A 22,218-nucleotide genomic window follows, 5' to 3' on the forward strand; every position below is an offset into this window, starting at 1 on the left:
CTTTTGCTGTGTTCTTTAGCTTGCGCTTCCTCCGCTATTTTATATTACCGGAGGCGCTTCTTCAACGAAATAATCGCTACAACCGCGCCGTACAGGCCTCTCCGTTGCAGGCCTTATGTTTCGTTTTCGGTGTTCGGCGAAACGTCGAAAAGCCGCCGGACAAACCGGCGGCCTCATCGAGCCTTTTCTTTGTTCACACGACAACCACTCTGGGCTTCACGATGCCTTCTAGCAACGACTTTTCCAGAGGCAGCTTCAAGCCGTCATTCCGAACGCCGCCATGCAACTGGGACAGCAGCACCCGGAACGCCTCGGCCATAGCGCCTTGGGGAAGCGTGCGCAGCGCATCCATCGCTTCATCCATCCATTCGACAGCCTCATCGGACGTGGCCGCTACGAATCGGCAACCGGCCAACAGGCCGACAGCTCGTCCCAACTGTTCCAAAGCGGCAAGCTGTCTCGGCGTCGCGCCATAGATTTCACCGGTCACCCGGCAGGCGAGCGCAGGCAGACTGGCAAATTCCATCTCACGCATGGACGTGATATGCTCATCGGTGGCGAATCCCGGTTCAACCAGCTCTTTCCGGATGACACCGCCCTCATGGACTTTGCAGACCGTCCGGGAGATGCGCGGCAGATACTCCAACAGTTCCCCTTCGCAGAGAAGGGAGAGGAACTGGGAGTAGTAAAGGTCGCCAACAAGCACGGAAAAAGGAATCGTCGCCTTTTCCAGGTTGCGAAGGCCCCTTCCTTCATCGGGAATCGTCCGGTGAATATCGGTTCCTGTCTGGATAAACTGGATAGCGCTTGCCAAGCAGTTGGCCTGCTGGCTGGGAGCGCCGAACATACGCGCCGTGAGCAGCACCAGAATGGCCGGAAACATCTTGTTCACATCATAGGAACCCAGTCCCATGAAGCGAAGGTGCTGTTTTGAAATGCCAGGCATCCGGTCATCCAGACGGGCCCGCACCTTCGACAACTCAGGCAGGATGGACTCCCACATTCGAATTGACATACGAAAAACACCCCTTTCCGGCCGGCAGCGATATTATAATTCTAGCATACCTGTCAAAATCCTGCCCTAGTAGATGTCTGGATAATAAAAAAAAACAAAGGCCGACAATCTACTAAGGTTTGTAAGGCTTTCGTGGAAGCTTTTTGCCGGAAAGTCAACGCCTCGACAATGATTCACTTAAAATCTCTAGTCTGAGACCTTGGTTAGGCGGGATGTTTTCCCTGATCTTTCTTTGAATTTTCTAGCCCTCGATTTTTTCCTTTATCGCCAGAAGCATGGCACGGGCGTTCTCCCTCACCTTTTTCACCAGAATGGGATGCAACAGAGGTGACAACATGGGGATGCCCAGATCAAAGTCAACCGTCAAGGTCACCAGGCAACCGGCATCACAAGCCTGGAATCGCCATTCCCCTTCAAAGCGTCTCAGATCGCCGCTGATCTGCCGGTAGGCGATCCTCCCCTCTTCGGGGTAAAACTCGTCTCGTTCGCGCCACCGGAAGATCCGCCCGTCGGCATCAGTCTCCCAGACTGTCACCGTATAGCCCTCGCCGCGCTCGACGATTTGGACGGAGCGAACATCGGCCATGAACAGCGGGTAATCCTCCATCCGGCTGGCCAACCCGTACACACGGTGCACAGGCCCCTCGATCCGCAGGTCTTCCTCCACATAGGGCATGGGAATCGCTCCTCTCCATTCCCCTCTTTTCGGTAGCAGCGCATCTCTCTAGCGAATCCGCATTATGTAGGCGTCCCGAGAATAAACGACTCAGGCCATCCTATCGAGCAAAGGACGAAATCACACTTACAGATCATCGATGGCGCCATCGGCTTCCCTAACCGCCCCTTCCAGCACGGCGACTACCCGCTCCAAAACCGCCCAGGGTACATTTAAGGGCGGTTCCAGACGGATCACCCGTGGATTGTTGAGCGTATAGCCGACGATGATCCGCTCCTCTACCATCCGGCTGATGATCAGTCCTCCAGCGCCTTCCTTCGCCAGTTCCATCCCAACGAGCAACCCCCTGCCACGCACGTCGGCGATTACCCGGTCATACCGGCTCGCCAGTTCCCGCAGCCGTCCGATGAGCCACTCCCCTTTTTCACGGGCCTGCCCCATGAGATCCGCTTCGAGAGTCACCTCAACAGCAGCCAGGGCGGCGGCGCAAGCCAAGGGATTGCCGCCGAAGGTGCTCGTATGCAGCCAAGGATGGTCAAAAAGCGCCTCCCAGACAGCAGGACGACCGACCACGGCGCCGATGGGCATCACGCCGCCGCCGAGCGCCTTGGCCAGGCAGAGCAGGTCAGGGACGACGCCCTCTTCTTCACAGGCAAAGAGCCTCCCCGTACGGCCAAGGCCTGTCTGTACCTCATCGGCGATCAGGAGCACCCCCGCCTGACGGCAAAGGAATTCCGCCTCCTTGAGGTACCCCTGAGGGGGCACATTCACACCGCCCTCCCCCTGGATCGGCTCGACGATGAAAGCGGCCATGTCCTGATCTTCGGCGAGCGCCCGCTCCAGGGCAGCGGCATCGCCGAAAGGGACATGGATCACCGGGGACAGCAAAGGGCGAAAAGGCGCTCGGAAGGTCTCTCGCCCCGAAACGCTCAAGGCGCCGAAGGTCTTGCCGTGAAAGCCGTTGACCGTTGCAAGGAAACCGCTTTTCCCTGTCGCTAAGCGCGCAATCTTGATGGCCGCCTCCACCGCCTCAGCGCCGGAATTGCCGAAAAAACAATACTGCAGATCGCCCGGCGTGATCTGTGCCAGTCTTCGGGCGAGGCGCACCGTCGGCCCGTCCAGGAGGAACCGCGCCGTTTGCGTCAGTCCCTTCATCTGTTCCACGACGGCGGCAATCACCCGGGGATGGCGGTGACCCAGGCTGAGGACGCCGAAATTGCCCAAAAAGTCTACATATTCACGCTCCTCGTCGTCGTAGACGAAGCACCCCTCCGCCCGCACCGCCGTGGAACCCATCCCCATCAAGCGAAAGAGGCGAGCTGCAGCCGGGTTGAGGTGCTGTTCATAGGCCTCGATGACGCTCAAGAGGGCACCCCCTTTGTCCCCTTTTTTCTGATTAAATGTTATTCACCTTTTTGCCTCTGGATGATAACCGTCCCTTGCAAAATGAACAGCGATGAACTCGGGTTTGCGTCAAATAGCAACCGTCTTTTAAAAAGCGAACACCCCGGCGAAGCGTCAACATCACTTTTCCGGGGCATTCGGGAACCTTTCATTTTGCGAGTCGATCGTCCAGAGGGCCTACTGCATTTGCATCTGCATCCCCATTCCACCCTGAGGCGACTGGTAGGCGTTGAGGAAGTTGTTCGTCGTCTTATCCGGCATGGTCGGCACCTGATACATGCCGCGCTGATTCATGAACTGGAATACCTCATAAGCCTTGTTGATGCACGACTGAGCACCGCTGACCATCATCGCCCGCAGCGTCGGATCGGCGCATTCGAGGGATGCCTGGGTATGGAGCATGGCCGACCATTTGGCGCTCCCCAGCATCTCCGAAGCCACATCCCGGTCGTCCATCTGGTTCACCGAGGTGTTCGGCTCCTGCGGTTGAGGATTGCGCAACCCGTAAGCGGGACTAGACGTGCGCGGCATCCGGTAGGGGACGGCGCTGGTTTGCCCTTTGTGATGGAGGTAGTTAACCGTATTCTGGTAACAGGTGCGCATGAACTGGATTTGGTTATCCATAATCCGGGCCAGTTGCGAATCCTTCACATGGGGACGGAAGAGTTCAAACTTGTTGATCCCATTGATCGTATCTTGAAGGACTTCATGGACCATCAATACCTCATGGGCGCCAAACTGTTGCTGCCCACCGCCACCCACGTTCATCCCCATGCCCATCCCTGTCGTGGCGCCCGTTGCCATCGCGCCGCCCATACCGGCGCCCAGATTGGCTCCAAAGGCGTTCCCTGGTGAGCCGTAGACATGTTGTCCTTGTTGTTGCATACTGCCAGTCCCTCCTTGTTGAATGTCCGGCATTAGGCTTTCCCTTGACGCCGGAACTCATACAAAAGACAACTGGTATTGAATGGACATACGGTGTTGATGACAATGGTCGCCCCTTTACCCTTCAAGAAAAGACGGAAAAGCCTTTCAGCGCTTACCCTGCCTTGAATCCCTCGTCATTGGCCGCCATGTCACCTTCCAATTCGAAGGTCTTGTGGATGGCCTGGACGGCGCGCTTGGCGTCGGAAGCGCTGACGACGCAAGAAACCTTGATCTCCGAGGTGGCGATCATGTCGATGTTGATGCCCTCATCAGCGAGCGCTCCAAACATCATAGCCGCCACGCCGGGGCGGCTGACCATGCCAGCGCCGACGATAGAAACCTTGGCCAGGTTGGCGTCAAAGGTGAGTCCGCCGGCGCCGATGGCCTCGTTGACCTCTTTGACGACCTCGACGGCCAGCTCCAATTCGTCCTTGCCGACGGTGAAGGCGATGTCGTTCTGCTCGTCGCGCATGGCGCTCTGGATGATCATGTCCACGTTGACCCTCCGGTCAGCCAGGGCCTTGAAGAGCATGGAAGCCACTCCCGGCTTGTCGGGGACGTCAAAGAGTCCGATTTTCGCCACATTCAGGTCATAGGCAACGCCTCTGACCATCATATCTTTTTCCATTTCGTCAACGACCTCCTGCACGATGGTTCCGGGATTGTGATTGAAGCTGGACCGCACGTGGATGGGCACGTTGTATTCCTTGCCCACTTCGACGGAGCGTGGATGGAGCACCTGAGCGCCCAGGCTGGCCAGTTCGAGCATCTCGTCATAGGTGATCTGGTTGAGCTTGCGGGCATTGGGCACAACGCGGGGGTCGGTCGTATAGACGCCGTCCACGTCGGTGAAAATCTCGCACACATCCGCTTTTAGTGCCGCCGCTACGGCCACCGCCGTCGTATCAGAGCCGCCGCGTCCCAGCGTGGTGATCTCGCCCGTCTCCGTAGCGCCCTGGAAACCGGCGACGATGACAATGTTGCCGGCGTCAAGTTCCTGGCGGAGCCGCTCAGGGTTGACATCAAGGATCTTTGCCTTGCCATGGACGTGTTCCGTCAGGATGCCCACCTGCGGACCGGTCAGGGAAAGGACAGGCTGACCCAGCTTATCGATGGCCATGGCCAGCAGCGCAATCGACACCTGTTCCCCTGTGGCCAGGAGCATGTCCATTTCGCGGGCCTTCGGTTTGTCCGTGATCTGTTTGGCGAGATCGATCAGGTCATCGGTGCTGTCCCCCATGGCCGACACGATCACTACAACCTGGTTGCCTGCCGCTTTCGTCTCTACGACCCGGCGGGCGACCCGCATGATCCGTTCGGGATTGGCGACAGAGGATCCCCCGAACTTTTGTACAACGATGGCCAACTCGGTTCACTTCCTTACTCAATCCAAAGATCGTTGAGACATTGAGATTCGTCTCGAAGAAAAAATGCATTGTTTGCGCTGTAGTACATTATATCCAGTCGCTGCTTGGCAGGGTTCTCTCATTTTGTCGTCCCTGTTGTCGATCCCTGTGGTCAATCGAGGGGGCCGATTATATCACCTTTGCGCCGACAGCGCAGGGTTTTAATTCTTTCGTCACAGAGGCAACGCCGTGGCGGGCGAAGGTTTCTTCCATCGCCTTGGCCACTTCCGCCGTGTTCTCCCGGGCGAAAGCAATCAGCGTCGGACCGGCGCCGCTCAGGACAGCCGCCAGTGCGCCCGCCTCCCGGGCCGCGGTGAAGACATCGCCCATGCCAGGGATGAGCGGTTCCCGGTAAGGTTGATGGAGGCGGTCTTCCATCACCTTCGCCAGCAAGTCCCAATCGTTGTGGATGAACGCCAGGATAACCATGCTGGTGCGGGACACGTTGAAGACGGCGTCTTTGAAGGGCACCTGCGCCGGCAAGGCGTTGCGCGCCTTCTTGGTGGCCAGGGGAAAATCAGGGATGGCGACGATGGCGCGCATCCCGTAGGGCGGCGGGATCTTGCGGCTGACCACTTCGGTCCGGTCGCCTTCGGCGATCATGGCCGAGACGACGACGCCGCCGAAGAGCGCCGGCGCCACGTTGTCAGGGTGGCCTTCAAAGCCGGTGACGATCTCCAGGATCTCCTGGTCGCTGAGCCGGTTGCCGCAGAGCTCATTGGCTGCCACGGCGCCGCCAACGAGGGCCGCCGCCGATGAGCCGAGACCTCGCGCGACGGGGATCTCGTTGATCAGTTTGAGCCGCAAACCGGCTGGCGTCCGCCCGGCCAGGTTGTATACCTGCCGGATGACCCGCAAGACGATGTTCGTCTCGTTTCGGGGGATGCTGGCAGCGCCCTCCCCTTCCACGTCGACGACAAAGCCCTCGCTCGTTTCTGTCAGTTCCACATAGTTATATAGGTCCAGGGCCATGCCCAGGGTGTCAAAACCAGGCCCCAAGTTGGCTGTCGTCGCCGGGACGATCACCCGCACCGTGGGAGAGGCGGCTTCTAGCATGGTTAAAAAACCTCCCGCAGAACAGCCTCTTCTGTGGCCGGCACCATGATCGGGCCGCCGGACACCGTTTTGATCGCATTGTCAGGGTCTTTCAGGCCGTGGCCGGTGAGGACGCAAACGATTTTTGCCCCTTCAGGCAGCACGCCAGCCTTGCGCTTTTTGATCACGCCGGCCAGGGAAGCGGCCGACGCCGGTTCGCAGAAGATGCCTTCCTGGGAAGCGAGCAGACGGTAAGCTTCGAGGATCTCTTCGTCAGTCACATAGTCGATAAAGCCGCCCGAGTCGCGGGCCGCCGCGACAGCGCCCTGCCAGGAGGCGGGATTGCCGATGCGGATGGCCGTCGCCACCGTCTCCGGCTTTTCAATGACCCGGTCAAAGACGATGGCAGCGGCGCCTTCGGCCTCGAAACCGATCATCTTGGGGGTCTTGGCGACCTGGCCGGCCTGTTTCCACTCGACAAAGCCCTTCCAGTAGGCGGTGATGTTGCCGGCGTTGCCGACGGGGATGGCCAGGTAATCCGGCGCGTCGCCGAGCTGCTGGCAGACCTCGAAGGCGGCCGTCTTCTGCCCTTCGATCCGGTAGGGGTTGACCGAGTTGACCAGGGTGATGGGGTGCTTCGCGCAGATATCGCGGACGATCTTCAGGGCTTCATCGAAATTGCCCTCGATGGCGATAACCTTGGCGCCGTAGATCAGCGCCTGAGCCAGTTTGCCGAGGGCGATCTTGCCTTCCGGGATGATCACAATGCACTTGATGCCACAGCGGGCGGCATAAGCGGCGGCGGCGGCGGAGGTGTTGCCTGTGGAGGCGCACATGATCGCCTGGGCGCCCTCTTCGACGGCTTTGGCGACGGCCATCACCATGCCCCGGTCCTTGAAGGAGCCTGTCGGGTTGAGGCCTTCATATTTGAAGTAGAGTTCCGCACCCACTTGTTTGGACAGCCGAGGCGCCGCGATAAGGGGCGTGTTGCCCTCACAGAGGGACACCATGGGCGTCTTTTCGGTCACCGGTAGATATTCTTTGAATGCGGGGATGATGCCCTGCCACGTCATATGTTCCTTCTCCTCTCGCTGATTCAGCCGCGCTCGACGCGGATCACGTTGCCGACGCCCTCGACGATCGGCATGTCAGATAGGATCTGCAGCGCTTTTTGCAGGTTGTCTTCTCGGACGGGGTGGGTGACCAGCACGATCTCGGCGCTGTCACCGACGGTCTCCTGCTGGATGAGCGTCTGAATGCTGACGCCCTGATCGCCGAAGACGCCGGCGATGGAGGCGAGAACGCCAGGCTTCTCGGTCACCACCAGGCGCAAGAAGTATTTGCACACAATCTCGCCGATGGGGCGGACCGGCTTCTGGTGGTAGCAGGTGCAGGAGATGCGACCTGTATGACCGTTGATGATGTTGCGGGCCACGTCGATGATATCGCCGACGACGGCGCTGCCCGTGGGCATATCGCCGGCGCCGCGGCCATAGAACATGGTCTCACCGACGGCGTCGCCCTTGACGAAGATGGCGTTAAAGGCATCATTGACGGCAGCCAGGGGATGGCAGTCGGGGATCATGGCCGGATGGACGCGGGCCTCTACCTTACCTTCGATCTCCTTGGCGATGCCGAGCAGTTTGATCGTGTAGCCCATCTGGCGAGCGTATTGGATGTCGCGGGCCGTCACCTTGGTGATCCCCTCGACATAGACGTCATTCAGGGTGATCCGGGAATTGAAGGCGATGGAGGCCAGGATGGCCAGCTTGCGGGCGGCGTCAAGGCCTTCCACATCGGCCGTCGGGTCAGCCTCTGCGTAGCCCAGGGCCTGGGCTTCCTTGAGCACCTCGCCGAAGTCGCTGCCTTCCTGGGTCATCTTCGTCAGGATGAAGTTGGTCGTGCCGTTGATGATGCCCTTCAACTCTTCGATGCGGTTGGCCGTCAGGCAGACCTTGAGAGGGCGGATGATGGGGATGCCGCCGGCTACAGCGGCTTCAAACTCCAGGTCCAGTTCCTTTGCGTCGGCCAGTTCAAAGAGTTCCCGGCCGTGGACGGCCATCAGGTCCTTGTTGGCGGTGACAACATTTTTCCCCGCTTTCAAGGCCAATTTGATATAATCAAGGGCAGGATGGATGCCCCCCATGAGTTCGACGACGATGGAGATCTCGGGATCTTCCAGGATGTCGGCAGGATTGTCCGTCAACAGGCCAGGATCGACGACGACAGGACGCGGCTTTTGCAGGTTGCGGACGAGCACTTTTTTCACCTGTACGGGCCGGCCGAGCCGCTGGGCGATATCCTCCACCCGGTTTTGCAGGATGCGCAGCGTTCCGCCACCAACCGTTCCCAGACCGAGCAGACCGACCATGATAGGTTGTTTCACCGGATGCACCTCACTTATTTCTTTTTATTTTTCTTCTCTAGGCCTCTTCGTTGCCCACCAACTGGGCGCTCCGGACGCCTGTCAACTGCCTCAGTTCGGCCAACAGCCGCGGCAGGTCGACGGACATCCGACTCCTATCCAACACAAAAGCCACAGGCGCAAGGCCTTTTTCCGGAACCGACTGATTGATCGTCAGGATGTTGCCCTCCATGGCCGCCACCGTGTTCAGCACCCGCGAGAGGATGCCGGGGTGGTGTTCGAGCATCAGGCTGACTGATACGATGTTGGAACGTCCCGGTTCCCGAAAAGGCAGAACGCCATCCTTGTATTTGTAGTAGGCGCTCCGGCTGAGACCCACCTTCTCGACAGCTTCACTCACCTTGGTCACCTCGCCCTTGGCCAGCATCTCGTTGACCAGGGCCGTCTTCAGGATCGCTTCCGGGAGGATGTCTCCGTCGACCAGGTAGAAACGCTTTCCCCCATCGTTCATGATTTCACCTCTGTCCATCTGGGGAGGAATGTTTCTCTGTATGGTAGACATTATATCGGTTTTTGCCTGGATTCGGCAACCCCAAGATGAAGATTCGTACAATTAAAAGCAAAGCGTGGCCTCCTGATCAGAGAGGCGCACGCTTTTTTTATTCCTATGCATGATCTACGTTTGGTTGCCGTCGCATTTTCTCACACCGCCGGCTTCGGCCACCGGACCGCTTCACTGCCGTGATCTTTCAGGATCAGATCAGAAGCCAGCTTGCCGCAGGTCATGACGACGGGCACACCGCCGCCGGGGTGAACGCTGGCGCCGACAAAGTAGAGGTTCTCCACCTCTTCGGAGGAGATGTGGGGGCGGAAAAAGCCCGACTGGAGCAGCGTTGGCGCCAGGCCGAAGGCGGCCCCCTGGTAGAGGTTGAAGCGCTGTTGGAAGGTGTGGGGCGTGTAGATCTTTTCAAATTCGATGTGCTGGCGCAGGCCGGGCAGGTCCGCCTGCTCCAGTTTGGCCATCACCTTTTCCCGGAAGCGGGGCAGTTCCTTCTCCCACTCGACGCCGCTCGTCAGGTTGGGCACGGGGACGAGCACATAGATGAGTTCCTTGCCCTCGGGTGCCACCGACGGATCGATCCGCGTCGGCGCATAGAGGTAGATGGCAGGGTCGTCAGGCAAGGCGCCCTGTTCAAAAATTTGGTCGAGGGTCTCTTTGTAGTCGCAGGTGAAGTAGATGTTGTGCACATCCAGGTTCTCGTAGCGGCGGTTGACGCCGAGGTAGAACATGAGGGCGCCGCAGGAGTTGGTCATGCTTTCGAGCTTTTGCGGGGTATACTTGCCGCGACCCTCCGGCGGGACCAATGATTCCATCGACGTGGGGAAGTCCACGTTGGAGATGACCACATCGGCGTAGATTTCTTCGCCGCCGGCGAGGCGCACGCCGCGCGCCCGTCCGCCCTCGATGAGGATGGACTGGACCTTCGTGTTTAAGCGCAACTGGCCGCCGAACTCGCCGAGCAAGCGGACGAGGGCCTTGCCGATCGTTCATGCCGCCTTTTGGGTACCAGACGCCGCTGACGCCATGCTCTACATAGGCGATGATCGTGTAGATGGAGGGGGCGTCGAAGGGCGAGATCCCCAGGTAAATGGACTGGAAGGTGAGGGCGATGCGCAGACGCTCGTCTTTGATGAAGCGGCTGATGTCGGCGTACATGTTGTTGAGCGTCTTCAATTGCACCATGCCGGTGAGCGTGTCGATCGTCAAAAACTCTTCCAGCTTGTTCAAGGGCTTTTCGATAAACTTTTTCCGCGCCGCCATGTAACGGCTGTGGATCTGGGAGAGGTACTGCAGGTAGCCGTCTACATCTTCCGGGTTGATGCGGCGGATCTCATCGAGGAGCGCCTTCATGTCGCTCGGCAGCGCCAGGACAGTGCCGTCCTGGTAGTTGAGCCGGTACAAGGGATTGAGACGGACCAACTCCAGGTAATCGTCAATATTCCGGCCCACTTCGGCAAAAAACTCGCGGAAGACATCATCCATCATCATGATCGTGGGACCGATGTCGAAGGTGTATCCCCCTTCTTCAATCGCGCCCAATCGTCCGCCGGGGGCGGCTTCTTTCTCAAGGACCGTTACGTCCCAGCCCTGGTAGGCCAACCGGACGGCGGCGCTCAATCCGCCAGCGCCAGCGCCGACGATGATCACTTTCGCCATAGGTATCACTCCAAAACATAGTAATCATTACTAATAATTATAAGGTAACAGATTTTTAGGGGATGTGCAATAGCTGTTCATAGGACAAGAGTCCCATTTTACCACCAACCTGCCAACGCGCAATCCCTTTCGCCCCTCGCATTTTAAAGCATGAATTACTTGGCTTTTCTTTTCCGTCCCAGCCAGGCCGCTGCAAGCACAGCCAAGGCCATCACCGTAAGGGCGGTGACCGCCAGCAGTTGGGTCGGATGGTACCAGGCCCGGATCTCGAGAAACTGGAGCGGTCGCCGGAGGGCTGTCAGGAAGCCTGTTTCCTCTGGTGGACCGAGGTAGAGGACGTATTTTCCCCGTTCCCCCGACTTGTCGAAAACGGCGATATAATAATCGGCTTCCACCGGCAACCGGAATTGAAAGGCTTGTGTGAGCCAAAACTCTGCCCCGGACATGGCGTCAACTATCTCCCGCTCCCGCGTCGCCGGCTCGATGACATGGGCGCCGAGGCCGTTAGGGACGGTGAAATAGGCGCCATCTCGACCACCCATGGGTAGGCCTGGACCGATGACGGCGATGGAGGGGCGAAACTGTTCCAGTCCATCCAGGCGGGGAACGGCCATCTGGAGTTGCAATTCGTCGCCGCTTTGCCCACGCACAGTGAAATAGTCCGTTTGCCCGGCGTGGAAGAGCCTTCCATAGATGCGGGTGCTCTGGTCCAAGGGCAATGTAGGCGCCTCCGGCCGGATTGAAGTGAACTGGTGGGCGGGAAAAAGAGTCTCAAAGGCTTGCGCTGGCGAGACAAAGAGGAAGGGTAGGATGAGTTGAAACGCGGCCATCCAGACCGCCATCCAGAGCGCTCCGATTTTGCCTATCGATGATTTTGGCATCTTCCCCCTCCTTTCCCGTTTGCTCTGAGCGGCTATTTACCGAATGTTGTAACCTTTTTATCCCCAATGCTGCCATGTTTGCTATACTTTATTTTGTTAGACCTTAGAGGAAAACGTCGCAATACGACGCAAATGCCATCATCAAGGGGAAACGTGTATGTTCGACCACTCCTTCACCCGCAGGGCCTTCTTCGGCCTCTCTGGCGCTTGCGGCGTCGCTCTGGCGGCCTATGGGTTGCGCCGGCGGTTGTCGATTGAACCAGCCCTTGCCAAAAACGAATTCCAGGAAGATCCGATGGCCGAGCCGCTGCCTATGAACCAGCCTGGCCATTGGGTCGATCTCTCAAGTTTCCGTCTGAGCCGACGGAAGTTTCCCTATCCCTATAAGGCTGCGATAGCCATCACCTCAGACATCGACGGCTCTACCTTGGACGAGTTTGGCGCCATCCATGAATACCTCAACAGCCGGGCCATGACGCCCATGGGCCGGAGTCTGGGCCTCGATATCGCCGATTCCTTCTGGATGTACAATGCAACCGATGTGGTGGCAAAAGTTCATCCCGACGGGCGCGACCTCTCTGCCCAGATGACCTACTGGAAAGGGACAAGCAATAACCCCTACTGCGCCGAAGCCATCCAGCATTACCTGCGCTGCGGCTGGATCGATTCCATTCACTCCTACGGCGATTTTACTCGAACAAACCCCTCTGATGTGCGTTTCGCCCGTTCACTTGCCGAAGCGGCCGCTGCCGAGTGGCGGCAGACCGGCATGGACAAGCGCTTCGAGATTTGGATCGATCACGGCAACAACGCCAACGTGCAAAACTTCGGCGGCGCTGACCGGGACGACCTCCACTACCAGGCAGGCGACGACCCGGCCTCCCCCTATTACCACAGCGACCTGCTGCCGAACATCCGCTTTGTCTGGGGCTCGACCCGGGGTTCCTTCGAATCGCGGCTCAGCCGACCCAGCCTGCTCTACCGGCGCACGCTGCGCGACGGTCAGCGTCTGTGGGGATTCTACCGCTACACCAACAAGGGGCTGGATCAGCAAAAGAGCCCTCGCTGGATCTGGAGCCCTCACCTGCTCAAGGAGCAACTGAACGCCGACAACTTCCGCGAGTTAAAGGAGAGCGGCGGCTACGCCGCCTTCGCCCAGCACCTGGGGGGACCCTCCAACCTGAATCCGCCCTTTCGCCCGCTCGAATACGAACCGCTTCAATTGTTGGCCCGTGAACAGGAACTTGGTGAGATCCTGGTGGCCCGCACGTCGCGGCTGCTGCGCTACAACCTGGCCGACCTCTTCGTGCGCTGGTCGGCGAACCGAGACGCAGACAGCGGGAAGGTGACTATCGATATATCGGCCATCGACGATCCCCACCGGGGAAGTTACATACCGAACATCGACGATATCCGCGGCATCACCTTTATTTGCAGCGATCCTTTTCTAGCGGCGATCTCCCTGAACGGGCGACCGCTCGATCCGACGCAAATCGCGCGCCACCGTCCGGACGAAACAGGCTTTGGCTCCATCGGCGTCGCCTGGTTTAGGGCCGATACAACCAATTACCGCATCAATGACCGGCCCCGGTGACTTTTTCCTAACCTTTCCCTATCCCCCTTCATAGTATGGTAGCGAATCAAGACCACGGATTTGCCGCCGACTTGGAGGGGGATTCTGTTTCATGTCAGATCGCACATATTGTGGCCGCGAAGAACCGATGGGCGTCTCACCGGCGCGACGGCAGCCTGATTGCCGCTACGTCTGCCCGCAAGAGCCCTATCTGCTGCAGGCGATGCACCGTCATGTCAGTCAGATGGTGCAGGACTGCTGCGCCGAAATGTATTCCCGCCTATATCACGATATGCGGGGTACGGCCCCGGACATGATGGGGACAATCGATCAGCGGGGATATTGCCCAAGTCTGTATTCCTCATCGGCTTTCCCGGATTCCGGTTACGGCATCATGGAAGGGCATTCGTTGGAACAGCCAATGCCCTACCCAGGATACCCCGGCTTCCCCGGAAGCCCAGTGTATCCGGGAAGCCCTGGCGCTCCCGGGTACACTGGTATCTCACCCGCGTCTGGAAGCTACCCCGGGGGCTTTCCGGTTCCACCGACCATAGAGCCTTTTTCGCTGCCACAGATGCCCCTTTCTCCGGTGACGCCGAAAGTTCCCGAAGCTTACCCGCTGCCAACGCCGATGCCATTGCCAGATCCGGCGCCCATGACCACCCAGACGCCGATGCCTTCTCTGGCTCCCGTTCCAGCGCCGACGCGGCCTCCTTGCTCTCAGTCGCGTCCCATGCGGCGTCCCACGCTGATCATCCCGATGAGTTCCGACGAAAAGCCTTCCCCCACATCTTCCATCAAGGTGACCTTTGGCCCCGACGCAGCGCCGACCATAGCGCCTTCTGAGGAAAGGGAGGAAGAAATTCTTTCCGTCGCAGTTTGGGAGGAAGGTATTGACGTATCTGCCGAAGGAATCATTGACGAAGCTGTAATGACGACGAGCGATGCCGAAGAGAGTGTGGAAGAAGTGTCCGACGATGCGGAGCAGGTAAACCCTGAGGAGAAGGAAGAGAAGGACGAATAGGAAGATAGAAAATGCAAAGGCGCAAGCCTCCCTGTTGGGAGGGCTTACGCCTTTTTTGCATCAATTATTTCACCATCATTTTTATTGAAGGGCGCCGCTGCTATCGCCTGTCATCGCAACAGCGGCTTTTTTCGTTCTCGCTCTCGCTGCTTTTGCAGTCGTTTTCGCTGCTTTCGTTGTCGTCGAGGAAAATTCGAGGGTCATAGCCCCTGTCTGGGCGTCAAAGAGGATGACCGCCGGATAGGGCTTTTTTTCTTTCGTGTAAAAGCGCAGTCGGGGCGAGCGCCCTTTTGCCAAGAGGGCGAGGGCTGTCTTTTCGGTGATCCGCTTGCCGCGAAAGGTCTTCCAGATGGTGACGGGGCAGTTCTCGTCCTTCCAGTTGGCGCAGGCGTAGGCCTTGCGGTTTTCCACGATCGCGCCGCCACAGCGGGGACAGGTGCCAAGGCGCTTCGCGCAGGCGCTCTTATCATACCAGGTCTTCTCAGCGCTCTCCAACTGCTTGACCAGGTGAACGGCCAGGTCGGAGACGCGGCGGTTAAAATCCTGGGGCTGGGCATTGCCGCGGGCGATCTCGTTCAGGTATTTCTCCCAACTCCCCGTCATCTCTGCGGAGAGGAGGAGGGGGATTTCGGACTTTTCCACGAGGCTGACCAGGGCCATCCCCTTGGGCGTCGGTTCGATCTGCTTGCCTTGCAGTTCGATGTAGCCGACCTCTTTCAGCCGTTCGATGGTGGCTGCTCGGGTGGCCGGCGTTCCCAAGCCGGCATCCTTCATAATCTCCCGCAGTTCCTCATCGTCCAGTTGCTTGCCTGCCGTCTCCATGGCGGCGAGCAGGCTGCCTTCCGTATAGGCTTTCGGCGGTTCTGTCTGCTTTTCTAGCACCTCGGCGCCAGCGCAAAGGACGGCCAGACCGGTCCGTTCCGGCAGGCGCTCCTGTGCTTTCGGCGGCGTCCATCCGCCATCGACAACTTTCCAGCCGGGATCGAGCACTGCTTTTTCTGCGCTGCGGAAAAGATAAATGGCGTTGCTACCTGAGATGGCCGCTTCTTTTTCGGCGCCCTTCTCTTGACTGGAAATCATCCCGGAGGATACGGCGGTCAGGACCACCCGCTCCCGGTACCGGGCCGGGAGGAAATAATGGGCCAGCACGCGGCGGACGATCTGGTCGTAGACCTTCTGCTTGTCCCCTACCAATCCCGAAGGCACGAGCGTCGTCGGCAGCAAGGCGTGGTGGTCTTCGACCGCCTCAGGCCGGCAGATGTTCCGGTTGCGCTCATGGACCAATTGTGGGTTGCCCCTGGCGACGAAGGGGCCGTAGACAGGGTGGCCGGCGAGACAGGAGACGACGCGCCGGAGCAGGGCCAGGCCATGTTTGTCGACAAAACGGCTGTTGGTGCGGGGGTATGTAATCAACTTGCTGTCATAGAGTTCCTGGGCGATCTTCAGGGTCTTGCTGGCAGAAAAGCCGTAGAGGCGGTTGCACTCGCGCTGCAGCGTCGTCAGGTCGTAGAGCCGGGGCGGCAGCTCGCGGGACTCCTTCTCGTCGACCTGGCGGACCTCGCCGGGCCGGCCGTCCACGGCGGCGGCGATCGCCTCCGCTTTGCCCCGTTCATCGAGGCGGCGCGTCTCGCCCTTCTCCTGCAGCCACACCCCGCGGTAGTCGCAACCGTCGCCGCGAAAGCGCGCCCAGACCTCCCAGTAGGTTTCGGGGACAAAGGCGTCGCGCCGGCGGCGGTTCTCGCAGATCATGGCCAAGACGGGCGTTTGCACCCTGCCCAGCGAGAGCAGTTCACCGAAGCGGGTTGTGAAGGCGCGGGTGGCGTTGATGCCGATCAGCCAGTCGCCTTCGCTGCGACAGCGGGCCGACTTGAAGAGGTTGTCATACCGTTCCAAGGGCTGCAAATCGGCCATGGCCGACCGGATGGCCTCAACCGTGAGGGAGGCCGTCCAAAGCCGCCAAGCCGGCATCCCCTCTAGGCGCAGGTAGGCGACAATATAGCGGAAGATTAATTCCCCTTCCCGGGCGGCGTCACAGGCGTTGATCAGACCTCGGCACTTTTTCGCCAGTCCGGCGATGGTCTTCAACTGGCCGTCGGCTTTCTTGACGGGCCGCAGTTGAAAATCGGGGATGATCGGCAGGTCGTTAAAACGCCAGCGCTTCAGGCTGGAGCGGTAATCCTCCGGCTCGGCCAGTTGGACAAGGTGCCCGACAGCCCAGGTGATGTAGTAGTCGGGGCTCTCCAGGTAGCCGCGCTTTTTTTGAAAGGGGCCGGCGACCGCCTCTGCGATGGCTTCGGCGGCGCTCGGCTTCTCGGCGATGATCAGTGTTTTCAACGTTTCCTCCCCCGAAGATCAGAAAAGCGGGGCATCCTCTGCCCCGCTTGGCTAGCCTCGGTTGATACGACTATTCCTGGCCCTGTTCCTGGTTGTCGAGATATTCCTGCACTTCGGCGTTGGCCTCGTCTTCTTTGGCGGCGCGCATGCTCAGGGAGATGCGACGCTCGGCTTCCTTGATGTCGAGGACCTTCACCTTGACCTGATCGCCCACAGAGACGACGTCTTCCGGCTTGTTGACACGGCGGTCGGCCAGTTGGGAGATGTGGATCAGGCCGTCGACACCCGGTTCCAGTTCGGCGAAGGCGCCGAAGGGAGTGAGCCGGACAACGGTGACGGTGATGACGGCGTCGATGGGGTATTTCTCGGTGACGGTGCTCCAGGGGTTGGGTAGCACCTGCTTGAGACCCAGAGAGACCTTTTCCTTCTCGCGGTCCACCTTGAGGACGTAGACATCAATGATGTCGCCTTCTTTGACCACTTCGCTGGGATGCTTGATGCGGCCCCAGGACATTTCGGAGACGTGGAGCAAGCCGTCGACGCCGCCCAGGTCAACGAAAGCGCCGAAATCGGTCAGGCGGCGGACCGTGCCGCGGCGGGTCTGGCCTTCTTCGATCTCTTCCCAGGTCTTGGTGCGGGCTTCTTTGTACTCCTCTTCGAGGACGACTTTCTGGGACAGCACGGCATTGTTCCGGCGGGTGTCGATCTCCATGATCCGCATCCGCAGGGTCTGGCCGATGTATTTTTCCAGGTTTTCCACATAACCGCGTTCCACCTGGGAAGCGGGAACAAAGCCGATGACGCCGATATCGACGCGCAGACCGCCTTTGACAACGGCGATGACTTCGCCGGTGACGATCTCGCCCCGTTCCTTGGCTTCTTGCAGATGTACGATCTTCTCCCGTTCAATGGCGCGGCGGCGGGACAACACAAGGGTACCGTCTTCCGATTCGGCCTTGAGGATGACCACTTTCACTTCGTCGCCGACTTTGACAATATCGCTAGCCGAGTTCGGGATCCGAGTCGCCAGTTCCCGCATGGGGATGACGCCTTCCGACTTGCCGGCCACGTCGACGAGCACCTCGTCATGGCTCACTTTGACGACAATGCCGGTGATCAGTTGGCCTTCTTCCATCTTCTTGAGGGATTCGGCGAACATCTTGTCCATATCCTCGACTTCTTGCTCGGGTTCTTGGACTTCGAGAACTTCTTGCTTTTGTTCGTTCAGTTCGGTCGTTTCGGTCGTTGCTTGTTCCTGGTTCACGTCGGTCATTCTTTGTACTACCTCCTCGATTATCCAACGGGGGGTGGATGCCCCCGCAGTTACCCCCGCTTTATGCTTGCCTTGAAACCAATCAGGGTCTAGTTCGTCGGCCGTCTCCACATGGTAGGTCGGGACGCCGGCGCTCTGGCAGATCTGCGCCAGCTTGGCCGTGTTCGAGCTGTTGCGCCCGCCGACGACGACCATCACGTCCACCTCGGCAGCCAACTGCCGGGCGGCGTCCTGGCGCTTGCTTGTGGCCGCGCAGATGGTGTTGCGCACGACCAGTTCAACGGGCTTTTCGCGCAAGGCCGACTCGATTTGGCGCAAGGTGGCCTCTTTAAGGGTAGTTTGTGCGATTAGCGCCGCCTTACCCTGAACATTGAGCGCCTCCGCCTCTTGCCCATCGGCGACGACAACGGCTTTGCCACCGGTCCAGGCGACGATGCCCTGCACTTCCGGATGATCCCGGTCGCCGGCGACAATCACCTGGTAGCCCTGGTCAGTAAAGTCCTTGGCAAGCTTCTGCACCTTATGGACGAAGGGACAGGTAGCGTCGACGATGTCGAAGCCGCACCGCTTCGCCTGTTCGTAGACGTCGGGTCCGACGCCGTGGGAGCGGATGACGAGCCGCCCGGGAGCCGTTCCTTCCAGGTCTTTCACTTCCCCCACGCCTTGCCGGGCCAGCCGTTCGACGACCTGAGGGTTGTGGATGAGCGGCCCGTAAGTGGCCACCCGATTACCTTCGCCGACTTCCTTCTCCACTTGGTCGAGCGCCCGTTGAACGCCAAAACAAAACCCAGCGTGTTCCGCCAGGAGGACTTGCAAACCCATCACTCCCCTGTTCGTCTGGTTTTATTTTCGTGATAAAACGGATAAATCCTGCTTGTACTCTCAAAAACTCTCTGAATTTTAGAAGAAAAGGGGGATCGGGTTAAAATAGGATATTTCGCATATTTCGCGAAAACCGAGACATCCAATAGTTTTGGCATTTTGTTTCAATCGTTGTCAGGGATTCAATGGAATTTAAACGTTTTGCATTCGATCATCATTATAATATTGAGTATCCGGCTGTCGAAGTAACTCATCAATTTTCATCAATTTCCTGTTATTTTAGACCACTAGTATTAAAAACAAATCATCCCCTCGATTCTTGGGGATGATCTAATGCTCCGAATGGTTCATTATATTCCATGTTCATTTCTTCGTGATACTATATTTCCTTTGCTCGATTCACTAATCGCGTTATTTCTTCCATCATCTCATCCGACATCTCATGTAACCGCTGCGACGACAACCGCTCCCCTTCCGCCGCTTCGATCCGGAAAGGCTGTCCGATAGCGACGGAAAAAGGACGGAACCATCCGCCGGAAAAGACGTTCCGACTATTGTGCAAGCCAACCGGCAACACATAGGCTCCCGATTTGGCCGCGATCATGGCGGTGCCGGCCTTGGCCTCGCCCGTCTCTCCGGTTTTGCTCCGGGTTCCCTCGGGGAAAATGCAGATCACCTTGTTCTCACCGAGGATGTCGAGCGACTTTTTCAAGGCCTGTCGGCCCGACTTCCCCCTGTCCACCGCATAGGCGCCGCAGACGGTCATCACCTGGGAAAGAACAGGGATTTGGAAGAGTTCCGCTTTCGCCATGAAGTGAAGCTGCCGGGGCAGGGCGCAGGCCAGGATGACGGGATCCCAGTTGGAGACGTGGTTGCTGACGACGATCAATGGGCCGTCGAGGGGGACATTCTCCAGTCCGCTGATCCGCCAGCGGCAAAAGTATTTGAAGGGAAAGCGGAAAAGCACCCGCAAGAGCCGGTAGAGCCAGTAGGCCGAGGCGAGCCCTTTCCGTTCCATTTCTTCCGGATCGAAAGCGGTGGCGCGGATCTCGTCGGTCATCGTCCATCCCCCGTCCGGCTATGTACCATCTCGAGCAAGCGCCCCACTACGTCTTCAAAGGAAAGGCCGGTCGTATCGAGATAGACGGCGTCCCCGGCTTGCACGAGCGGGGCCGTTTCCCGGGTGGAATCTTCGCGATCGCGCCGTTCCATATCGGCGCGCAGTTGTTCGAAGTCGATGTCCATGCCTTTGAGGGTCATTTCCTTGAAACGGCGGCGCGCCCGCTCTTCCACGGAGGCAGTCAAAAAAACCTTGACTTCCGCCTGGGGCAACACATGGGTGGCGATGTCACGACCATCCATGACGACGCCGCCCCGCATCGCCATCTTTTGCTGCAAGCGCACCATGGGCACGCGGACACCGGCCACGGCAGAGACGCGGGAGACATTGCGGGACACCTCGGTCGTTCGGATGGCGTCGGTTATGTCTTGCCCGTCTGCGAGCACCGTCAACCCCCCCGGAACCGGAAGCAGCGCAATGTCTGCCTGTTCCGCCAGCCGTGACAAAGAGGCGTCGTCAGACAGATCGATCCCCTTTTGCAGGGCCAGCCATGTCAAGGCGCGGTACATGGCGCCCGTGTCGATATAGAGATAACCCAGGCGTTTGGCCAACTCCCGGGCAACAGTGCTCTTGCCGGCGCCGGCCGGTCCGTCGATGGCCACTTGGATTCCGGCGTAGGTCACATTTCTATCCCCTTCGCAGTTTGGTGATTGCTCCCTGTGGCGCAGGGTACGCCGCCCGCCTGAGCGGTTTGAGCGGAGCAATCACCATACTAGTTTTCTGCCGATATTTTACCACATATCCCAGCAGGGACGCACACCATCCATCTCCGACCGCCGGAATCTGCCCACTCCACCACCGTTGTGAGACTCTACGCCTCCCGCCGCAGCCGCTCCAACAGTTCGGCAAAGCCGGGGAAGGACACATCGATGCTGCCGGCATCGTTGATCACCGTCTCCCCTTCCGCCAGCAACCCGGCCACGGCCAGCGCCATAGCGACGCGGTGATCGCCGTGGCTCTCCGTTTCTGCGCCCCCGATGGCAGCGCCGCCCCGGATGATCATCCCGTCCGGCTTTTCTTCGATATCGGCGCCGAGCTTGCGCAGTTCGCCGGCCATAACGGCGATGCGGTCCGTCTCCTTCACTCGCATCTCGGCGGCGTCACGGATCTCCGTCGTCCCCTCGGCAAAAAGGGCGGCCACGGCGATGATCGGCAGTTCGTCGATCAAGCGGGGGATGACGGCCCCGCCGATCGTCGTCCCTCGCAACGACGCGCTCCGGACAATGAGGTCGGCCACCTGTTCGCCGGCCACCTCGCGGGCGTTTTCGACGCGCACATCGCCGCCCATGGCGCGCAACACCTCGATAATGCCGTCCCGCGTTGGGTTGACGCCGATGTTGCGCAGGACCACCTCTGAGCCGGGCACGATGGAAGCGGCGACGAGCAAAAAGGCGGCTGACGAGATGTCGCCAGGCACCTCCACCTCTTGCCCACGCAGGTGGGGAAAGCCTTCCACGGAAGCCGTCAGGCCGTCCTCGGAGCGGCCGATCTTGGCGCCGAAGGCGGACAGCATGCGTTCTGTATGGTCTCGCGACAGCAGGGGCTCCCGGACGCTGGTGCGCCCCTCGGCAAACAACCCCGCCAGGAGCACAGCCGACTTCACCTGGGCGCTGGCGACCGGGCTGTGGTAGTCGATGGCCTCCAAGGCCATCGAGGCGCCGTTGATCGCCAGGGGCGCCTTGGTCGCATTCTCCCGTCCCCAGATGGAAGCGCCCATCTCCAGCAACGGCCGGGTGACGCGGCCCATGGGCCGCCGCCGGATGGAGGCGTCGCCGGTCACGATCGACAAAAAGGGCAGACCGCTCAGAATGCCGCTCATCAGACGGATCGTCGTGCCTGAGTTGCCTACATCGAGCACCTCCGAGGGTTCTTTCAAGCCCCCTGGTCCCTGGCCATAGACGATCACCTCCGATGGGGAAGGCTGTTCGATCCGGACGCCCAGTTTTCGAAAGCAATCGATGGTGGAAAGGCAATCCTGGCCGGGCAGGAAGCGGTGGACCCGCGTCACGCCGGAGGCCAGCGCCCCGAACATGACGGCCCGGTGAGAGATCGACTTATCGCCGGGGACCTCCGTTTCTCCCCGCAAGGGACGGCCCGGTGTGACGGAGAGGGTTTTCAGCGACGCTTTTTGCTTATCGTTCATAT

18 protein-coding genes and 1 pseudogene are annotated in these 22,218 nt (G+C 59.3%); 2 read left to right on the forward strand and 17 right to left on the reverse strand.

Going from position 1 to position 22,218, the window contains the following annotated elements; genetic code table 11:
• Positions 1–193 precede the first annotated feature (193 nt).
• From AC0CW1_RS06690 to AC0CW1_RS06745, 12 genes and pseudogenes are all read right to left on the reverse strand, one after another.
• Positions 194–1,015, reverse strand: coding sequence for a polyprenyl synthetase family protein (locus AC0CW1_RS06690; RefSeq protein ID WP_488182304.1), 822 nt, complete (start codon positions 1,013–1,015; stop codon positions 194–196).
• Positions 1,016–1,256: 241 nt separating this feature from the next.
• On the reverse strand, positions 1,257–1,691 hold the full coding sequence (locus tag AC0CW1_RS06695) for an aromatase/cyclase (protein ID WP_488182305.1): 435 nt from the start codon (positions 1,689–1,691) through the stop codon (positions 1,257–1,259).
• A gap of 126 nt (positions 1,692–1,817) precedes the next feature.
• On the reverse strand, positions 1,818–3,056 hold the full coding sequence (locus AC0CW1_RS06700) for an aspartate aminotransferase family protein (RefSeq protein WP_488182306.1): 1,239 nt from the start codon (positions 3,054–3,056) through the stop codon (positions 1,818–1,820).
• 216 nt (positions 3,057–3,272) lie between these two features.
• Positions 3,273–3,980 carry a spore coat protein gene (locus AC0CW1_RS06705; RefSeq protein ID WP_488182307.1) on the reverse strand — a complete coding sequence of 236 codons (708 nt, stop codon included), beginning with the start codon at positions 3,978–3,980 and terminating at the stop codon, positions 3,273–3,275.
• A gap of 154 nt (positions 3,981–4,134) precedes the next feature.
• Positions 4,135–5,388 (reverse strand): aspartate kinase, encoded by a 1,254-nt coding sequence (locus AC0CW1_RS06710; RefSeq protein ID WP_488182308.1) that lies wholly within the window; start codon positions 5,386–5,388, stop codon positions 4,135–4,137.
• Between the two features lie 169 nt (positions 5,389–5,557).
• On the reverse strand, positions 5,558–6,484 hold the full coding sequence (gene thrB, locus AC0CW1_RS06715) for a homoserine kinase (protein WP_488182309.1): 927 nt from the start codon (positions 6,482–6,484) through the stop codon (positions 5,558–5,560).
• A gap of 2 nt (positions 6,485–6,486) precedes the next feature.
• Positions 6,487–7,536, reverse strand: a complete 1,050-nt coding sequence (gene thrC / locus AC0CW1_RS06720) for a threonine synthase (RefSeq protein WP_488182310.1) — start codon at positions 7,534–7,536, stop codon at positions 6,487–6,489.
• A gap of 23 nt (positions 7,537–7,559) precedes the next feature.
• Positions 7,560–8,849: a homoserine dehydrogenase gene (locus AC0CW1_RS06725; protein WP_488182311.1), complete on the reverse strand. Its 1,290-nt coding sequence runs from the start codon at positions 8,847–8,849 to the stop codon at positions 7,560–7,562.
• Between the two features lie 37 nt (positions 8,850–8,886).
• Entirely contained in the window at positions 8,887–9,339 is a 453-nt protein-coding gene (locus AC0CW1_RS06730) for an ACT domain-containing protein (protein WP_488182312.1), read from the reverse strand.
• Positions 9,340–9,530: 191 nt separating this feature from the next.
• The gene (locus AC0CW1_RS06735) at positions 9,531–10,352 is read right to left on the reverse strand and encodes a phytoene desaturase family protein (RefSeq protein ID WP_488182313.1); all 822 of its coding nucleotides are present in this window, start codon (positions 10,350–10,352) and stop codon (positions 9,531–9,533) included.
• Positions 10,353–10,386: 34 nt separating this feature from the next.
• Positions 10,387–11,046: pseudogene (locus AC0CW1_RS06740) on the reverse strand (FAD-dependent oxidoreductase); the annotation flags it as partial.
• Positions 11,047–11,201: 155 nt separating this feature from the next.
• Positions 11,202–11,927 (reverse strand): hypothetical protein, encoded by a 726-nt coding sequence (locus tag AC0CW1_RS06745; RefSeq protein WP_488182314.1) that lies wholly within the window; start codon positions 11,925–11,927, stop codon positions 11,202–11,204.
• A gap of 157 nt (positions 11,928–12,084) precedes the next feature.
• On the opposite strand from AC0CW1_RS06745, the gene AC0CW1_RS06750 reads away from it, so the two are divergent.
• Positions 12,085–13,521, forward strand: coding sequence for a hypothetical protein (locus AC0CW1_RS06750; protein WP_488182315.1), 1,437 nt, complete (start codon positions 12,085–12,087; stop codon positions 13,519–13,521).
• A 91-nt stretch (positions 13,522–13,612) separates the two neighbouring features.
• A complete protein-coding gene (locus AC0CW1_RS06755; protein WP_488182316.1) occupies positions 13,613–14,524 on the forward strand; it encodes a hypothetical protein in 912 nt (303 codons plus the stop codon).
• Positions 14,525–14,605: 81 nt separating this feature from the next.
• Here the strand turns inward: AC0CW1_RS06755 and AC0CW1_RS06760 are convergent, their stop codons facing one another.
• From AC0CW1_RS06760 to aroA, 5 genes are all read right to left on the reverse strand, one after another.
• A complete protein-coding gene (locus AC0CW1_RS06760; protein ID WP_488182317.1) occupies positions 14,606–16,858 on the reverse strand; it encodes a type IA DNA topoisomerase in 2,253 nt (750 codons plus the stop codon).
• 70 nt (positions 16,859–16,928) lie between these two features.
• On the reverse strand, positions 16,929–18,953 hold the full coding sequence (locus AC0CW1_RS06765) for a bifunctional 4-hydroxy-3-methylbut-2-enyl diphosphate reductase/30S ribosomal protein S1 (RefSeq protein ID WP_488182318.1): 2,025 nt from the start codon (positions 18,951–18,953) through the stop codon (positions 16,929–16,931).
• A gap of 379 nt (positions 18,954–19,332) precedes the next feature.
• Positions 19,333–20,013: a lysophospholipid acyltransferase family protein gene (locus AC0CW1_RS06770; protein ID WP_488182319.1), complete on the reverse strand. Its 681-nt coding sequence runs from the start codon at positions 20,011–20,013 to the stop codon at positions 19,333–19,335.
• The gene (gene cmk, locus AC0CW1_RS06775) at positions 20,010–20,696 is read right to left on the reverse strand and encodes a (d)CMP kinase (RefSeq protein WP_488182320.1); all 687 of its coding nucleotides are present in this window, start codon (positions 20,694–20,696) and stop codon (positions 20,010–20,012) included. The genes AC0CW1_RS06770 and cmk overlap by 4 nt, the downstream gene beginning before the upstream one ends.
• 188 nt (positions 20,697–20,884) lie before the next feature.
• Positions 20,885–22,216, reverse strand: a complete 1,332-nt coding sequence (aroA, locus tag AC0CW1_RS06780; protein WP_488182321.1) for a 3-phosphoshikimate 1-carboxyvinyltransferase — start codon at positions 22,214–22,216, stop codon at positions 20,885–20,887.
• Positions 22,217–22,218 lie beyond the last annotated feature (2 nt).

The organism is Heliomicrobium sulfidophilum, assembly GCF_057715735.1.

What these genes read in the sequence shown, in the direction of transcription:
- AC0CW1_RS06750 (WP_488182315.1), top strand. Translation starts at nt 12,085, where the DNA reads ATGTTCGACCACTCCTTCACCCGCAGGGCCTTCTTCGGCCTCTCTGGC.
- thrC (WP_488182310.1), bottom strand. Translation starts at nt 7,536, where the DNA reads ATGACGTGGCAGGGCATCATCCCCGCATTCAAAGAATATCTACCGGTG.
- AC0CW1_RS06695 (WP_488182305.1), bottom strand. Translation starts at nt 1,691, where the DNA reads ATGCCCTATGTGGAGGAAGACCTGCGGATCGAGGGGCCTGTGCACCGT.
- AC0CW1_RS06690 (WP_488182304.1), bottom strand. Translation starts at nt 1,015, where the DNA reads ATGTCAATTCGAATGTGGGAGTCCATCCTGCCTGAGTTGTCGAAGGTG.
- AC0CW1_RS06730 (WP_488182312.1), bottom strand. Translation starts at nt 9,339, where the DNA reads ATGAACGATGGGGGAAAGCGTTTCTACCTGGTCGACGGAGACATCCTC.
- thrB (WP_488182309.1), bottom strand. Translation starts at nt 6,484, where the DNA reads ATGCTAGAAGCCGCCTCTCCCACGGTGCGGGTGATCGTCCCGGCGACG.
- AC0CW1_RS06765 (WP_488182318.1), bottom strand. Translation starts at nt 18,953, where the DNA reads ATGGGTTTGCAAGTCCTCCTGGCGGAACACGCTGGGTTTTGTTTTGGC.
- AC0CW1_RS06755 (WP_488182316.1), top strand. Translation starts at nt 13,613, where the DNA reads ATGTCAGATCGCACATATTGTGGCCGCGAAGAACCGATGGGCGTCTCA.
- AC0CW1_RS06745 (WP_488182314.1), bottom strand. Translation starts at nt 11,927, where the DNA reads ATGCCAAAATCATCGATAGGCAAAATCGGAGCGCTCTGGATGGCGGTC.
- AC0CW1_RS06705 (WP_488182307.1), bottom strand. Translation starts at nt 3,980, where the DNA reads ATGCAACAACAAGGACAACATGTCTACGGCTCACCAGGGAACGCCTTT.
- aroA (WP_488182321.1), bottom strand. Translation starts at nt 22,216, where the DNA reads ATGAACGATAAGCAAAAAGCGTCGCTGAAAACCCTCTCCGTCACACCG.
- AC0CW1_RS06770 (WP_488182319.1), bottom strand. Translation starts at nt 20,013, where the DNA reads ATGACCGACGAGATCCGCGCCACCGCTTTCGATCCGGAAGAAATGGAA.